General features: G+C 34.9%; 15 protein-coding genes. 3 read left to right on the top strand and 12 right to left on the bottom strand.

Annotated elements, in window-relative coordinates; all coding sequences use genetic code 11:
• Window position 1 precedes the first annotated feature (1 nt).
• Genes QWY91_RS09635 through miaA form a run of 3 tightly spaced genes read left to right on the top strand, consistent with a single transcriptional unit; the run spans window position 2 to window position 3,764 of the window.
• A complete protein-coding gene (locus tag QWY91_RS09635) occupies window positions 2-2,002 on the top strand; it encodes a DUF3858 domain-containing protein (protein WP_290234268.1) in 2,001 nt (666 codons plus the stop codon).
• A 21-nt stretch (window positions 2,003-2,023) separates the two neighbouring features.
• Window positions 2,024-2,854, top strand: a complete 831-nt coding sequence (locus QWY91_RS09640; protein WP_290234270.1) for an ion transporter — start codon at window positions 2,024-2,026, stop codon at window positions 2,852-2,854.
• A complete protein-coding gene (gene miaA, locus QWY91_RS09645; RefSeq protein WP_290234274.1) occupies window positions 2,847-3,764 on the top strand; it encodes a tRNA (adenosine(37)-N6)-dimethylallyltransferase MiaA in 918 nt (305 codons plus the stop codon). The genes QWY91_RS09640 and miaA overlap by 8 nt, the downstream gene beginning before the upstream one ends.
• Window positions 3,765-3,866: 102 nt before the next feature.
• On the opposite strand, the gene QWY91_RS09650 is transcribed toward miaA, so the two are convergent.
• From QWY91_RS09650 to dapA, 12 genes are all read right to left on the bottom strand, one after another.
• Window positions 3,867-4,592: a response regulator transcription factor gene (locus tag QWY91_RS09650; RefSeq protein WP_270059027.1), complete on the bottom strand. Its 726-nt coding sequence runs from the start codon at window positions 4,590-4,592 to the stop codon at window positions 3,867-3,869.
• Window positions 4,593-4,595: 3 nt separating this feature from the next.
• Entirely contained in the window at window positions 4,596-6,176 is a 1,581-nt protein-coding gene (locus tag QWY91_RS09655; protein ID WP_290237084.1) for a sensor histidine kinase, read from the bottom strand.
• A 63-nt stretch (window positions 6,177-6,239) separates the two neighbouring features.
• Window positions 6,240-6,833, bottom strand: coding sequence for a dephospho-CoA kinase (coaE, locus tag QWY91_RS09660; protein ID WP_290234281.1), 594 nt, complete (start codon window positions 6,831-6,833; stop codon window positions 6,240-6,242).
• A complete protein-coding gene (locus tag QWY91_RS09665) occupies window positions 6,830-7,786 on the bottom strand; it encodes a YbbR-like domain-containing protein (RefSeq protein ID WP_290234284.1) in 957 nt (318 codons plus the stop codon). Before QWY91_RS09665 ends, coaE begins: the two co-directional genes overlap by 4 nt.
• Entirely contained in the window at window positions 7,779-8,786 is a 1,008-nt protein-coding gene (locus QWY91_RS09670; protein WP_290234288.1) for a glycosyltransferase family 2 protein, read from the bottom strand. The genes QWY91_RS09665 and QWY91_RS09670 overlap by 8 nt, the downstream gene beginning before the upstream one ends.
• 139 nt (window positions 8,787-8,925) lie before the next feature.
• On the bottom strand, window positions 8,926-9,753 hold the full coding sequence (locus QWY91_RS09675; RefSeq protein ID WP_290234291.1) for an enoyl-ACP reductase FabI: 828 nt from the start codon (window positions 9,751-9,753) through the stop codon (window positions 8,926-8,928).
• A gap of 78 nt (window positions 9,754-9,831) precedes the next feature.
• Window positions 9,832-11,487 (bottom strand): DNA repair protein RecN, encoded by a 1,656-nt coding sequence (gene recN, locus QWY91_RS09680; protein ID WP_290234292.1) that lies wholly within the window; start codon window positions 11,485-11,487, stop codon window positions 9,832-9,834.
• 71 nt (window positions 11,488-11,558) lie between these two features.
• A complete protein-coding gene (gene porD / locus QWY91_RS09685; protein ID WP_290234295.1) occupies window positions 11,559-12,443 on the bottom strand; it encodes a type IX secretion system protein PorD in 885 nt (294 codons plus the stop codon).
• Window positions 12,436-13,638 carry a bifunctional phosphopantothenoylcysteine decarboxylase/phosphopantothenate--cysteine ligase CoaBC gene (gene coaBC / locus QWY91_RS09690; RefSeq protein WP_290234296.1) on the bottom strand — a complete coding sequence of 401 codons (1,203 nt, stop codon included), beginning with the start codon at window positions 13,636-13,638 and terminating at the stop codon, window positions 12,436-12,438. Before coaBC ends, porD begins: the two co-directional genes overlap by 8 nt.
• Before the next feature lie 30 nt (window positions 13,639-13,668).
• Window positions 13,669-14,001 carry a DNA-directed RNA polymerase subunit omega gene (locus QWY91_RS09695; protein ID WP_290234299.1) on the bottom strand — a complete coding sequence of 111 codons (333 nt, stop codon included), beginning with the start codon at window positions 13,999-14,001 and terminating at the stop codon, window positions 13,669-13,671.
• 10 nt (window positions 14,002-14,011) lie between these two features.
• Window positions 14,012-14,845, bottom strand: coding sequence for an outer membrane protein assembly factor BamD (locus tag QWY91_RS09700; protein WP_290234300.1), 834 nt, complete (start codon window positions 14,843-14,845; stop codon window positions 14,012-14,014).
• Window positions 14,846-15,043: 198 nt separating this feature from the next.
• A complete protein-coding gene (gene dapA, locus QWY91_RS09705) occupies window positions 15,044-15,934 on the bottom strand; it encodes a 4-hydroxy-tetrahydrodipicolinate synthase (protein ID WP_290234302.1) in 891 nt (296 codons plus the stop codon).
• Window positions 15,935-15,956: the final 22 nt, after the last annotated feature.

Below are 15,956 nucleotides of genomic sequence, written 5' to 3' on the forward strand. Positions count from 1 at the left end.
AATGAATAAATTATTATTACCGCTTTTGCTAATTTTCAGCACTAGCCTTTTCGCTCAAGAAGCAGATTCTCTTTTCAACAAACAAAACTTCAATGTAGACAACATCAGGGTTACCAAAGAAGATCTGGCAGCAACAATCTACTTACCAGACACCACTGCAAATGCTTTTTACATTTTTGAAAATGGCTTCAGCAGAATTGATGATGATAGCGATTTTCATTTATTTACAGATTATGAAGCGAAAATTAAAATCTTAAATAAAGAAGGTTACGATGAAGCCAGTATTGTTATACCTCTTTATAAAGGTAGTAGCAAATCTGAAAAAATCCACGATTTAAAGGCGTTTACATCCTATCTGGATGGATCATCAATCCGTAGTACCGCATTATCCCAAAGTAAAATTTTTACTGAAGAGGACGAAAAATATGATTATATAAAATTCACCTTTCCAGACGTTCAGCCTGGCGCTGTATTGGTTTACTCTTACACCAAGGAAACTCCGTATACATTCAATTTTAATACCTGGTGGTTTCAGAAGGAAATTCCAAAAGCCTACAGCCGATATAGAACTGAAATTCCGGCAAATTATGATTACAATATCATAAAAAGAGGCGAATTGCAGTTAGATCAAAATGATGCTGAAGTAAAGAAAAAGTGCTTTTATGCAGGACAATCTCAAAATGCAGGAGATTGCATCGTTACTACCTATGCAATGAAAGAAATCCCTGCATTTATTGAAGAGGAATATCTTACTTCTAAATATAATTACATCTCACGTATCGAGTATGAGCTTAAGCAAATCACCATGTTAGATGGTTATGAGCGCAAGTATACTAAAGAATGGAAGGATGTAGACAAAGAATTTAGAACAGATAAAAATATTGGCAGACAACTAAGAAAAGACCGACTGGTGAATGAATTATTACCAGCAGAAATTGCGTCTCAAGATAATAATCTCGATAAAGCTAAAGCCATATATAATTTTGTACGAGATCACTACAAATGGAATGAAGAATATGGACTTTTCGATAAAATGAATTTAAAAGATCTTTTGGAAGATCATACCGGTAATGTCTCTTCTTTAAATGTTTTACTTCATAATTTTTATAATAACGAAGGATATAAAGTTTATCCGGTAATTAGTGCGACACGTAACCAGGGGTTTCCAAAAAAGATAATACCTGTATTATCCGATTTCAATTACCTCTTTGTTTTATTGGATAATGATGGCAAAGAATATATGCTAGATGCCACAGATGAGTTTTTAGAATTTGGTCAACTTCCTTTTAGAGCGCTCAACCAATATGGTAGAAAACTAGATTTTGATAACGAGAGTAGTTGGATAGATATTAATCCAGAGGGCTATTCTCAAATCGCTTATCGTGATAGCTTGATCGTAAATAAGGACGGAAGTTCTATTACTAAATCTAAACAAAACCTTGTAGGCTATCATGCGTCCGCAGCACGCAAAAAAATTGAAAGAGATACAGATAAAGAAAACCTTTTAAAAGCCCTAAATACTGTTCGTGATAGTTACGACCTTATTGATCTAACTTACGAAGGGGAAGAAGATACAGATGAAAATTTGAGTCTTACCTACGAGATTAAAAATCCTTCTCAGAAAGTTGGAAATAAGGTTTACTTAAATCCCTTCACTTTTCTGTTTTGGAAAGAAAATCCTTTTAAACTAGAGAAAAGAAAATATCCAATAGACTTTGGTTACAAGGATGTTTATTCCAGCAGTATATTAATTAAAATACCTGCTAACCTTGATATTAAAGAAATACCTTCACAACAAGTGATCGGTATTCCTAATAACGCAGCAAAGATCCAATTTACAGCACAAAAAATAGATACTGAAAATATCTTTGTAAATTTAAGAGTAGTATTTTCACAAGCTATGTATGCTTCAGAATATTATCCTTATCTTAAAGAGTTTATGGATAAACTGGTAACTATTCAAACCCAATCTATAATTGTATTGCAGGAAAAGAACATTTAAATTCGCTAAAACAAATTACGTTTGAAGAGTATAGATAACAGGCCACAGTGGAAGAAAAAGCTTTACGAAATCATTTATGAAGCTGATACTCCAATGGGGAAAATATTCGATATTGTACTTTTAGTGCTTATCGTTTTTAGTGTCGCCTTAGTTATGTTAGAAAGCATAACTCATCTTCACGTAAAGTATTACTGGGAGTTTTTTATTGCAGAATGGGTTATTACAATTTTCTTCACCATCGAATATATTGCAAGGATAGTGGTTATAAAGCGGCCTAAAAGCTATATTTTTAGTTTCTACGGAATTGTAGATCTGTTATCTACTGTTCCAAGCTATCTCGGCTTTTTTATGGGCGGCAAGAATCTGTTTTTTGCTATTAGAGCTTTACGATTATTACGAGTTTTTAGAGTACTTAAAATCACCCGTTACGTTGGCGAATCTAACAAACTGATGATTGCGCTTCAAAAAAGTAAAGCGAAGATACTTGTGTTCTTATTCGCCGTCTTTATTATTTGTATAATTACGGGCACCTTAATGCACCTAATAGAAGGGAAAGCCGGTGGATTTACAAATATTCCAATAAGCATCTACTGGTGTATTGTAACGCTTACTACGGTAGGATTTGGCGATATAGCTCCTATCACACCACTTGGGCGACTATTAGCTTCACTATTAATGATTGTTGGATACGGAATTATCGCAGTCCCTACGGGTATCGTTGGTGCAGAATATAGCAAAGCTACCGACGAAAGTATTGCCGACAATACTCAGGTTTGTCCTCATTGCAACGAAGACCAACACTTAGCCGATGCCGAATTTTGTCATAATTGCGGAAATAAATTAAATGAATAACAAAATACTTATTAGTGTTGTTGGACCCACAGCGATTGGAAAAACCGCACTAGGAATACATATCGCAAATTATTTTGATACTGAAATTATTTCAGCAGATTCCAGACAGTTTTTTAAGGAAATGAATATTGGTACTGCGGTGCCTTCTCCTGAAGAATTATCGGCTGCCAAACATCATTTTATACAACAAATTTCTATAGAAGATCAATATTCTGTTGGTGATTTTGAAAAAGAAGCTATTTCAAAATTAACTGAATTATTTCTGAATCATGATGTAGTGGTTATGGTTGGAGGAAGTGGATTGTATATAAAAAGTGTCATTGAAGGTTTAGATAATTTCCCGGATATTAATCCTGAAATTCGTAAAAAACTTAATAAAATTTTAGCGAAAGAAGGTTTACAACCACTTCAAAGAAAATTGCAAAATTTAGATCCTGAATATTACGCAAATGCTGATATAGAAAATCCACATCGTATTATTAGGGCGCTTGAAATTTGTATAGGTACTGGCAAAAAGTTTTCCTCTTTCCGTAACCAGAAAAAATCGCAAAGAAATTTTAAAACCATAGAGATTGGTCTTACGGCAGATCGACAAATAATCTACGATCGCATTAATCAACGAGTAGATTTGATGATGCAAGCCGGACTTTTAGAAGAAGCCAAGAACCTCTATCCAAAAAAACATTTGAATGCCTTAAATACTGTTGGCTACAAAGAACTCTTCAGTTATTTAGATAACGAAATCGAGTTGGATTTTGCCATTTCAGAAATTAAAAAAAATACGCGTCGTTTTGCCAAAAGACAGCTTACGTGGTTCAGAAAAAATGACAATATTCATTGGTTTGATTATAAGAGCAAACCTGAAGACATCAATGCTTTTATTTCCGAAGAAATAAAAAAACTACATTAAATAATTTTAACAAAGCTAATTCAGTAAAGGTATTGGAATATTCTGCTCTTTTAAAACAGAATATTCCTTCCCCTGAAACTGAAAATTTTTATTTTATTAAAATTATGCTTTGCTTTCTTCTTCCTTGTTTTTTACAACAAGTCTAAATCCTTCACCGTGAATGTTCAAAATCTCTACGTTTTCATCTTTCTTAAGATACTTACGTAATTTTGCGATATAAACATCCATACTTCTAGAAGTAAAGTAGTTATCGTCTCTCCAAATTTTAGTTAAGGCTAACTCTCTTGGCATTAAATCATTTTCATGTAAGGCCAACAGACGAAGTAATTCGTTTTCTTTAGGAGAAAGTTTTTGAGCTTCTTCGTCCTTATAGGTTAAAAATCTAAGTTTAGAATTTAGGTGAAAACCTCCGATTTCAAACTCAAATTGCTTACTATCTGCAACACTATCTGTAGCTTTACGCTGCATGATTGCTTTAATCTTCATAAGCAATACTTCGCTATCAAAAGGTTTGTTTAGGTAATCGTCTGCTCCTACTTTGTATCCTTTTAATACATCCTCTTTCATCGCTTTTGCGGTTAAGAAGATAATTGGAATTTCCTCGTTCTTTTCACGAATTTCTTTCGCCAAGGTAAATCCATCTTTATAAGGCATCATCACATCTAGAATACAAAGATCGAAATCATCTTTCTTAAATTTTTCGAATCCTTCCATTCCGTTTTTTGCGTGAGTCACCTCGTAATCGTTCATTGCAAGGTAATCTTTAAGAACGGTTCCGAAGTTTGGATCGTCCTCTACTAGTAAAATTTTCTTGTTTTCAGTTTCCATATATTATGATATTAGTGGTAATTTAATTATAAACGTACTTCCTTTTCCTTTTTCGCTATTAACGCTAATTTGACCGTGGTGATCGTCCAAAATTTGCTTTACATAAGCTAATCCTAAACCATGTCCTTTTACATTATGAATATCACCAGTGTGTTCTCTATAAAATTTTTCAAATATTTTTTTCTGAACACCTTTTGTCATTCCCGCCCCCTGATCTCTTATTTTCACAATAATGTAATTCTTTACATTTTCAGTATAAATATCGATTCTGGGCTCTTTTTCACTATACTTAATCGCATTATCAAGGATATTCACTATCACATTGGTAAAATGATCCTCGTTTGCTAATATTGAAGATTTTAAGGCTCCAAAATGCGTCTGAATATAACCTCCGCGATCTTCAACAATTAACTCTACATGAGTTATTGCGTCTAAAACAATGTCATGCAATTGCATGCGCTCTTTTCTTAAATCGAGCTCATTTCTTTCTAATTTCGAAATTCGCAATACATTTTCGACCTGAGCGTGCATTCTTTTATTTTCATCTCTAATCATTTTCAGATATCGAAACACTTTAGTTTCATCTGCAATAATTTTCGGATTTTTTATCGCATCTAACGCCAGATTAATTGTAGCAATTGGCGTTTTAAATTCATGCGTCATATTATTGATAAAGTCAGTTTTGATCTGCGATATTTGACGCTGTCTTATTAACTGTGATAACGCACTAGAATATGCTATAACGATGATTAGAGTAAACACTATAGATAAAACAGCCATTAGAGTCACTGAAGATAATACGACACCTTTTTTGCCTTTAAAATTAACCAGTAACTGATAATTGCTATTTCCTGCTCTATCTAAAAATAATGGCACGCCATAGGTAGCAGGATGAGCTACATCAAATTTTTCTGAATGCACTCCTGTCTCTATAGAATTGCTAAATACAGCAAACTCAAATTTAGTATTAAGATCGCGACTTGCTAATTCACGTCTTAGCAAATTACGTATCGTTTTCTCTGAAACTCGTTTTCTTAAGGGTTGTCTCGCAGCTGCTTCAGATATAACATCTCGCAAAATCTCCTTCTCGTAATCCTCTAAACGCATCACACGCTCCATAATATCTGAAGGTGTTTGAGTAGCACCGCTATCCTTACCTACATCTTTTACGATTTTGGTTACTTTACGGTTTATAAGCTTCTTCATCTGAATGCTATCGTTCTTCTGCTCGGCACCAAGAAAATCAGAAGAAATCTTATAATCTGCCTCTTGTATACTGCCAAAGTTAAAAACGTCTTCATTCTTTAACTCATCACGTGTAGCGATTAGATATTCGGTTAAAGTAACTTTATCTATCGTTTGTTCAGAATTTTGTAGCTGAGCTTCGTACTCAAAAATATAGCGCTCAAATTCTTTATTCTGAATTTGTTCTGAAACTTTAATTAAAACCTGTTTTGCGCTATAAGAAAACTGTTCTTCTCTGTCCTCAACTGTACTCTTAATCCAGTAGCCCTGTACGAAAATAATACCGATAAGAGATAAACTCATTAAGACAACGAGTAGTACAAACAACTTCCTATTCATGCCCCAAAAGTAATATTTTAACATTTAGAGCATAACCGGTTTAACCAAATGTTAACAGAGAACTTAGGAAATTTTAGCCGACTTTAAGATAATATCGTTTAATTGTACAACTTGTTTCTTAGAATGTTCAATTTCTTCATTTATAATCTCGAAATCCGCTATTCTACGCTTAGCAGCATCATCCCATTGATTGTCCATTCTGGCTTCGATGTCTTCCCGATTAGAATTATCTCGCTCTAGAAGTCTTTTAATTCGTATTTCTTTTGGCGCAGAAACCAAAACTGTAAAATCAAAATTTTTCTGGCTACCCTTTTCGAATAAAATTGCGGCTTCGTATATAATATATGGATAAGATTGGCGCGCAATCCATTCTTTAAAATGCTGCGCAACGGCAGGATGAATTATACCATTTAGCTGCTCTAAAAGTTCTTTATCTTTAAATACTTTAGAAGCGATAAATGGACGATTTGGCGAATCTTCGTTATAGGATTCTTTCCCTAATAAATTGATAATCTTTTCACGAATTTCAGTAGACGAGTTCATAAGTTCCTTACCGGCATCATCTGCGATGTAAACAGGAACGCCAAGTTCTTTAAACATCTTAGAAACGGTGGTTTTACCACTACCAATACCTCCTGTAAGCCCTACTTTGATCATCGTTTAATGATAAATTGAATTTTACGCTCGTTTAAACGCACATTGTTCACATACCTTGGTTTCTTACTAACCTTAGCCAGCATGTAGCCAACACCATCCTGAATTTCATTAAAATCACATATAATTTTAAACTGCTCTCCTTTTACGTACTCGTAATTTTTAAGGTTTACCTGATAATAAACCACTACTTTTTTAGGGAATATAGTAAGATTAGTTCCTCTTGGAACGTTAATCACTTCTACTGAAATTTCAACATTTCCTTCGGTAAATTTTTCGATTTTCTGGTTGTAGTCTACTGTATTTCGGTAGAAATTTAGCATTCCCAAATTACTGGTATCGATCGCAATCGTACCAGAAATACTTTTACTTAAATTATCACCTTTAATGGACTTCGTAGTAATACTGGTTAAAGTATCTATAATATTTTGAGGGCCGCTAACTGTTACACTATCGGGTTCTAGATGTACATTTTCGATAGCCGAGAAACCTACATCATAATTCAAATCAGTTTTGGGTGAAACGAGGATTCTTTTTTCTTTTCTTGGCTGAAAATCGAAAACCAGAGAGTCTTTCAGGAAATTAGCATTATCGAAATCTATATTTAACTGATTTTCGATCGTATTTCTATTGTCTTTGATATTATAGATTAATTGAGAGCCAACCTCTGAAGTATTACTTAAATCTATCGTTAATCCCGGTTTAAATAGCTGATACTTCCAGATCAATAAAAAACCTTTAGCCTCCAAATTAAATTTCAAACTTTTAGGAGAATCATGCAAGCTTTTATCGAGCGGCATATTTACATAAGTAAGAGGGATTTCTACATTACGGTTATACTCTTTGGAGAGTTGAACCAACACCCATAAAATTGCAGAAAATATCAAAAAGAAGCCGAAGACCTGTACGTTGGCTTTTTTGATTTTTTTTCCTCCTATGTTTCCGTAACTACGCATCTTTAAAAAATAATCCCGGATAAGCTTCCTCCGGATCTGTTTTACGAATTAACATGGTATATGAAGATTTTAAAAATCCATAACCATATCCAAAAAACTGAATTATCGTTGCTATAACGGCTAATGATCCAATTTTGAGGCTTTTTGTTTTGATACTGGCCATAAAAAATAATACCAGAAAATAAAATACATATAATCCTAACATCCACCAAATATCTAAACGTGTGGCTAATGAAGAAATTACAAATCCTGTAATAAATACCGAGGGAAACCAATAGGTAATCTTACCACTCCCTTTATGCCAACGATTTAAGATAGGTCGGGTAAGACCAAATTTATAAACCTGACTATAAAATTTCTCCCAATCTATTCTTCTTTTATGGAATACGACCGCCTTAGGAATAAGACAGGTTGTAAAGTTCAGCTTTTCTAAACGTAAAGAAAGATCTGGATCTTCACCAGGATGAATGCTACCAAAACCACCTGTTGCTTTAAAAGCTTGTTTAGAAAGTCCCATATTAAAACTTCTAGGCTGGAATTTATTGACGGCTTTCTTCCCACCACGAATTCCTCCGGTGGTAAGAAAAGAAGTCATACTAAAATCTATAGCTTTTTGAATATCGCTAAAGGTTTTATGAGCACCATCGGGACCGCCAAAGCAATCACAATAATTCTTTTCTAAACCATTATCAACCTGAGTTAAATAATCTTCAGGCAAAATTACATCACTATCTAAAATCAGGAAATAATTTCCTTTAGCTCGCTGCATCCCATAATTTCTGGATTTACCGGGACCTGAATTATCCTTAAAATAATAGCTAATATGAAGTGTACCTTCAAACTCTTTAATAATCTCTTTTGAGGTATGGCTAGAACCATCTTCTACAATTACAACCTCAAAATCTCGATTAAAATTTAGAGCGGTCATGCTCTGTAGCAACTCTCTAGTCTCTTCAGGACGATTGTAAACAGGAACGATAAAAGAATATTCTCTATTCATTTTCAGATGAATAACAGCTATGTTATTTTATAAGTGAAGTTAAAAAAGAAAAACTGAATTTATCTCAAATTAAGCTAAGCTTAACGATATAGATAAGCCAAAACTTGAAGATAAATTCAGTTTTAAATTTCAGCAAAAATTACTTTTCGCCTTCTTTCTCTACAAAAGCTTCCATAACTTCTTGGCTAACGCCTACGTTAGAGAAACCTCCGTCGTGATATAAATTCTGTAAAGTTACTTTCTTAGTTAGGTCAGAAAATAAAGTAATGGTATAATCAGCACATTCTTGTGCTGTTGCGTTACCTAGTGGAGACATTTTATCGGCGTATGCAATAAACCCATCAAAACCTTTTACACCCTGTCCTGCTGTAGTTGGTGTTGGCGATTGAGAAATAGTATTTACTCTCACTTTTTTATCTTTTCCGAAGAAATAACCAAAACTACGAGCGATACTTTCTAAATAGGCTTTATTATCGGCCATATCGTTATAATCTGGAAATACACGTTGTGCCGCCATATAAGAAAGCGCTACGATACTACCCCATTCATTCATTGCATCTTTTTTGTAAAGTGCTTGCATTGTTTTGTGGAAAGAAACTGCAGAAACATCCCAGCCTTTAGCCGTAAAATCATAATTTTGATCGGTGTAATGCTTTCCTTTTCTAACGTTTACAGACATCCCGATAGAGTGAAGTACAAAGTCTATTTTTCCTCCAAGAATTTCTACCGCTTTGTCTACAAGATTTTCTAGGTCTTCAACTTTTGTAGCATCCGCAGGAATAATTTCAGCTCCGGTTTGTTCAGCTAAGTTTTTAATGCTTCCCATTCTCATGGCAATTGGTGCGTTGGTAAGCACAAATTCAGCACCTTCTTCGTGGGCTTTTACCGCTGTTTTCCATGCAATAGAATTCTCATCTAATGCCCCGAAAATGATTCCTTTTTTTCCTTTTAAAAGGTTATATGACATGTCGAAATATGTTTTTTAGATTCTTTCAGCCGGTAAAGATAGTAAAATTCACTGCAGCCAAAGGTTTTTTAAAATCTATTAATTCTCAAGCAGCGATACCGCGTGTGCCCTAGCCGATTCTCCAATAGCATTTCCTCCCAACATCATCGCTAATTCGTCGATACGCTCTTCTCGTTCTAATCTTCTAATCTTGGTACTGGTTACTTCTCCCGTATCTTCTTTAAATATTTTAAAATGAGCACTTCCTTTACCGGCAATTTGTGGTAAATGTGTAATCGCTAACACCTGCATACTCTGCCCCATTTTCTGTAAAATCTCACCCATTTTTTGTGCAATATCACCAGATACTCCGGTATCAATTTCATCAAAAATAATCGTTGGCAGATTACTTTGAGCTGCTAAAATACTTTTTACGGCCAACATGATTCGGGATAATTCTCCTCCCGAAGCTGCTTTGCGTATTTCTTTGAAACTTCCGCCTTTATTTGCCGCTAAATACCATCCTAAAGTATCGTTTCCGTTAGCAAAAAACTTTTCTCCCTGTTCTAAGCTAATTTTCAATTTAGCATTTGGCATTCCCAATCCGCTTAGCATTGCCTCTGTTTCTTTTACAAACGGAGGAATAATTTTTTGCCTGCGATCGTGAAGACTTTTGGCAAATTTCGATAATTTACCTTCTTGTTTTTTTATTGCTGAAGCGATTTCAGCTAAAGCTTCGTCTGCATTTTCACTAACAGCCACCTGCTTTCTTAGATCATCTGCAATTTCTAGTAATTCTGAAATTTCTGAAACGTTATGCTTCTTCTGAAGGTTGTAAATTATCTGAAGCTTATCGTTTGTCTTCTCCAATTCCTGAGGATCGGCTTCTGTACTTTCTAAAGCCGCTTCCAACTCAGCATTAATATCATCTAATTCGATAATCACACTTTGCACACGTTCGTGCATACTTTCGTAATTCGCTGAAAATCTCGATATTTTAGCTAAATTATTTCGAACCTCTTTTAGTGTGCTTAAGCTCCCTATTTCTTCCTGAGCGATAAAGTTGATTGCCGAATTTACCTGTTCGGTTAATTCTTCAACATTATTTAGCTCTTCATAGCGGGCCTCTAGCTCTTCCAGCATTCCAGATTCTAGCTTTGCCTCATCTATTTCATTCAGCAAAAACACATTATAATCGTACTCTTTGGTTGCCTGTGCCTGTTCTTCTTTTAAAACTTCCTGACGCTTTTGTAAAGCTCGAAGATCTTTTAAAGCTTCTCGATATTCTAAATTTAAAGCATCATTATTGGCGATAGTATCTATTACCTGAAACTGATAATCGGTGTTTCCTAAGCTTAAAGTTTCATGCTGACTGTGAATATCAATTAAATAATTTCCTAATCCATTTAAACTTGCCAGCGTTACCGGCGTGTCATTTACAAAGGCACGAGATTTCCCAGAAGCTAAAATTTCTCTTCTAATAATCGTTTTGGATTCGTAATCTAAGTCGGCTTTTTCAAAAAAGTTCGTTAAGCCATAATTAGAAACATCAAAAACTCCTTCTATTACACATTTTTTATCAGGATTTTTAATCGAACTATAATCTGCCCGATTTCCTAAAAGCAAACCTAATGCACCCAGCATAATAGATTTCCCTGCTCCGGTTTCTCCAGTAATAATGGTAAAACCAGGCTGTAAATTCATGTTGATATCTTCGATCAACGCGTAATTTTTAATAGATAAAGATGTAAGCAATTTTCTTAGAATTTGAGTCTAAATATAAGGGAGATATTGGCGGAAATCAACTGCCTTTAAAAGAAATATTCTTATTGGATTTGGCGCCACTTTCTAGCATAACTTGGTGCCATGCTGTTTAGCTTTTGGGTAAGCCCGCGAGTACCAACATCGGGGCCATCAGAAAAAACATCGATTATTTCATCTGATTTTGCATCAAAAAACATTCGTAATAATAACGAATTTCGGCGAACAGAATTCATTGTCCTTAAGCTTTCCAAAGCTACAGCAATAGATTTCTTTCCTTCAGTAAGATCTTCGTGCATCCTATCCAAGCCTTGTCTATGATAAGTATACATTGCATTTCTATATTCTTTAAAAGAATTTGAAAGTAAATCTGCATTCATCCTGAAGCGGGACCTGGTATTCCCGCTTGGTTGCCAGCCACTGCTATTACTTTGCTGGGCTACCGTGACAATTTGTTTAGCTTCTTCAAAAAAAGGAGTTCCGCCATCTTGCTGAAAAGAATCGGCATCTAAGCCTAAGATTGTATAAACATAAAAACTTACCACAGAAACCAAATTAGAGCTATAAGAATTCTGATTATAATTTAATGGCTGATATTCTCGATAAGCAAAATTGAAATCGTCATCACTATAATTGAATATAGGAGAAACCATATCTGACGCAAAGACAGGCCTGGAAGATTGCACCTGGATACTTGCTGAAAAATTTTCTCCTTCAAAAGAATTTATTGTAATAAACATACTACAATTAATTCGTTGCTCTGGCGGCAATTCTCTACCCGTCCAGCTAGTTGTATTTACAAATTCCTGAAGGGAACTTTTTAAGGTTTTAAAAACGCTTAAATTAGCCTGCCCTGTTTGTTCTGCGTTGATTTGAACACTGCAATTAAGTTCCTGTGCCTTCAACTGAAAGCAAGAAAACAAAACTAATATTGCAATTATTCTATTCATGAAACAGATTGATTAATTCATTTAGAATATCCTGAGCGACTTCAGATTTGGGCTTTAACCCAAAAGTTTTTACTTCTTCAGAAAAAACAAAACTTACTTTATTGGTATCTTTTTGAAATCCCGCACCTTTATCCTGTAGCGAATTTAAAACAACAAAATCAAGACTCTTCTTTTTCAGCTTAGATTTTGCATTCTCTAATTCGTTATTGGTTTCTAAAGCAAAACCTATTAATTTTTGGTGCTGCTTATTTTCCCCTAAAGCTTTTAAAATATCCTGAGTTTTGGTGAGTTTTATAGTTAAAGTCTCGTCTGCTTTTTTAATTTTCTGATCAGCTACTTTTTCTGGCGTGTAATCTGAAACTGCCGCAGCTGCTATAACTGCATCTACATTTCCAAAATGCTCCGTAACTGCATCATACATTTGCTGGGTAGTGGTGACTTTAATTAAATTCACCAGATCTTTTTCTATCTGCAAATGTGTAGGACCAGAAACCAAAATTACCTCAGCGCCTAAATTTGAGGCAGCTTTTGCAATTTCATAACCCATTTTACCGCTACTATGATTCCCAATAAAACGTACAGGATCTATAGCTTCGTAAGTTGGACCTGCGGTGATCATCACTCGCTTACCTTTTAAAGGCAAAGAAGCCGACAAATGATTTTCTAAAAACTGAATAATTTCTTCAGGTTCAGCCATTCTACCTTTACCGCTTAGTCCACTGGCAAGTTCCCCGGTTCCCGCAGGAATCATTGAATTACCGTAATTTTCTAAAGTTTCAAAATTATTTTTGGTAGAGGGATGCTTATACATGTCTAAATCCATTGCAGGAGCAAAATAGACCGGGCATTTTGCCGAAGCATAGGTTGCTAGTAACAAATTGTCACTATTACCCGAAGCCATCTTAGAGAGTGTATTGGCTGTTGCGGGTGCAATGAGCATTAAATCTGCCCATAATCCTAATTCTACATGATTATTCCAAACTTCGTTTTCCTCTTCAGTAAAAGAAGAATAAACTTCGTTTTTGGAAAGTGTAGAAAGGGTAAGCGGAGTTATAAAATCTTTTGCAGCCGGCGTCATCACCACGCGGACTTCTGCGCCGGCCTTAATAAAAAGTCGAACTAACGAGGCCGTTTTGTAAGCTGCAATACCGCCGGTTATACCCAAAAGTATTTTTTTGCCTCGTAGTACAGACATAATATTAGAATCTATTATTAAGAATCTTAATTAGATTGCTTCTTCTGAATCTTTGGTGTTACGATAGTAAATTTTATCGCCTAACCATTCTTCTACTGCCAAAGCATGTGGCTTAGGAAGTCTTTCGTAAAACTTAGAAACTTCAATTTGCTCCTTGTTTTCGAAAATTTCGTCTAAACTATCGTTGTAAGTTGCAAACTCATCCAGCTTTTCCAGTAGCTCTTTTTTGATCTCTGAATTGATCTGATTAGCTCTTTTAGCGATGATTGAAATTGCCTCGTAGATGTTATCTGTAGGGGCATCAATCTGATTTTTGTCGAGCGTAGTAGTGTTAACCGCTGCTTCAGTTTTTTTAATATCCATTTTCCTTAAACTAATTAAAAGTTTTCAACCTTGCTTGTATCTCCTCGTATGCTTCGTCTACATTCGCAACATACTCACCATCAGGATAACTTTTCTTGTACGCCTGATAATATTCTTGTGCTTCTTGTAAACGTTCTTGCATTAAATTCCTATAACTATTAATAGCATAGGAATATGCTGCATCAAATCTTAGGTAAAACGCTTCTTCGCGATATGGTGTACCAGGATAATCTGCTATAAAATTATTGAAAGAGGTAATTGCTGCCGTAAAGTTTCCTTCACGATAATTCCCACCAATTCTCCAATATTGTTTTGCTATTTCAAATGCTTTTTTCTCTAACTTCAAACGTAACTCAGTCGCCATTACATTGGCTTGCTCTGCGTATTTACCATCAGGATACTTGTTAAGATAATTTTGTAGTGCTTCTACAGCCTTATTTGTATCTGTTTGATCTAAATCAAAACGCGGTGATTCTTCGTAATAACTTTTAGCCGATTTAAAAGACGCTTCTTCTACCTTATCACTATTTGGATAAGACTGAACAAAACGCTCAAACTCAAAGCTAGACAAATAATAATCTCCTACCTGATAATAAGAATCGGCATAAAGGTAACTTAATTTCTCTCCCTGAGGTTTCCCGCGGTACTGTGGTAAAATCTGCTCAAAGAGACGAAGCGCCTTTCTATATTTGCGGTTACTGTCTTCTTCTTTAGCTTCATTGTAAAGTTTTTCTGCGAAGGTGTATTTGTCACCTGCATTTTCGCTTTTCAACACTTTTTGGTAGTCACTACAGGACTGAAGAATAAAAATAAAACCTAGTAAGAGTAATCCTTTTCTCATCATTTGTAAAAACATCTTGCAAAAGTACAGTTTTTGGAATTATAAAAAAAACTTTCCGTACGTACAACATTAACAGTAAAAGCCTTTATTTATTATACCTGAGCGAAGTTTATTTTTCTATTCGTAAATTTTCCTTTACTCTAAACGAAAAAAAGCTGCCTATAGCAGCTTAAATTTATATCGAAATTAATCGAATTTCTGCTAAACGATAGCGGTATAAAATTGATTAATAAAATCACCAATTTTGATTTGTAAGCCCTCTGAAGCATTTACCAATGGTAATCTTACATTCTTACTGCATATTTCCTTCTTTTCTAAAATAGCTTTGATACCTACCGGGTTCCCTTCAGCAAAAGCCAAATCTATAGATGCTGCTATTTTGTAATGTAATTGGTAAGCTTCTTTTGCGTTTCCTTCTAAACCTAATTGAACCATGTGTGAAAATTCAGCAGGAAAGCCCTGTCCTATAACAGAAATTACTCCTGCCCCACCAGCAAGCGTCATTGGCAGTGTAATCATATCGTCACCAGAAATCACTTTAAAACCTTCTGGCACATGACTAATTAACTTCATGGCTTGCACAATATCTCCCGCAGCTTCCTTCACTCCTATTACATTATCACATTCATTAGCGATTCTAGCAATAGTTTCTGGTAACATATTAGATCCTGTTCTTCCAGGCACATTATATAGAATTATAGGAAGCGGTGAAGCTTCTGCTACCAGTTTAAAATGCTGAAAAATTCCTTCTTGCGAGGGTTTACTATAATATGGTGAAACCGATAGAACGGCCTGAAAATCTTTTAGGTTTGTAGTTTTCACTTCCTCTACCACTGCCATAGTATTATTTCCACCTATTCCCAAAACTAAAGGAAGACGATTATTATTTACTGTGACGATGCATTTAATTACCTGTTCTTTTTCCTGTTTAGTAAGCGTTGTGTATTCTCCCGTAGTTCCTAAAACCACAAGATAATCGATACCATTTGCGATTTGATCTTCTACCAATCGCTCTAAAGCTTCAAAATCTACACTTAGATCATTTTTAAAAGGAGTTACCAATGCTACTCCTGTGCCTACAAACGCGCTCATCTTCTCGTATTCGTTTAATTTT

The sequence above is a fragment of the Zunongwangia endophytica genome (genome assembly GCF_030409505.1).
In the GTDB taxonomy this organism is placed as follows: domain Bacteria; phylum Bacteroidota; class Bacteroidia; order Flavobacteriales; family Flavobacteriaceae; genus Zunongwangia; species Zunongwangia endophytica.

Bases quoted from the DNA above. Each gene is read 5' to 3' on its own strand.
- QWY91_RS09695 (WP_290234299.1), bottom strand. From the start codon at position 14,001: ATGGATATTAAAAAAACTGAAGCAGCGGTTAACACTACTACGCTCGAC.
- QWY91_RS09675 (WP_290234291.1), bottom strand. From the start codon at position 9,753: ATGTCATATAACCTTTTAAAAGGAAAAAAAGGAATCATTTTCGGGGCA.
- miaA (WP_290234274.1), top strand. From the start codon at position 2,847: ATGAATAACAAAATACTTATTAGTGTTGTTGGACCCACAGCGATTGGA.
- coaE (WP_290234281.1), bottom strand. From the start codon at position 6,833: ATGATCAAAGTAGGGCTTACAGGAGGTATTGGTAGTGGTAAAACCACC.
- QWY91_RS09655 (WP_290237084.1), bottom strand. From the start codon at position 6,176: ATGAATAGGAAGTTGTTTGTACTACTCGTTGTCTTAATGAGTTTATCT.
- porD (WP_290234295.1), bottom strand. From the start codon at position 12,443: ATGAATAGAATAATTGCAATATTAGTTTTGTTTTCTTGCTTTCAGTTG.
- QWY91_RS09665 (WP_290234284.1), bottom strand. From the start codon at position 7,786: ATGCGTAGTTACGGAAACATAGGAGGAAAAAAAATCAAAAAAGCCAAC.
- coaBC (WP_290234296.1), bottom strand. From the start codon at position 13,638: ATGTCTGTACTACGAGGCAAAAAAATACTTTTGGGTATAACCGGCGGT.
- QWY91_RS09700 (WP_290234300.1), bottom strand. From the start codon at position 14,845: ATGATGAGAAAAGGATTACTCTTACTAGGTTTTATTTTTATTCTTCAG.
- QWY91_RS09670 (WP_290234288.1), bottom strand. From the start codon at position 8,786: ATGAATAGAGAATATTCTTTTATCGTTCCTGTTTACAATCGTCCTGAA.
- QWY91_RS09650 (WP_270059027.1), bottom strand. From the start codon at position 4,592: ATGGAAACTGAAAACAAGAAAATTTTACTAGTAGAGGACGATCCAAAC.
- dapA (WP_290234302.1), bottom strand. From the start codon at position 15,934: ATGAGCGCGTTTGTAGGCACAGGAGTAGCATTGGTAACTCCTTTTAAA.
- QWY91_RS09635 (WP_290234268.1), top strand. From the start codon at position 2: ATGAATAAATTATTATTACCGCTTTTGCTAATTTTCAGCACTAGCCTT.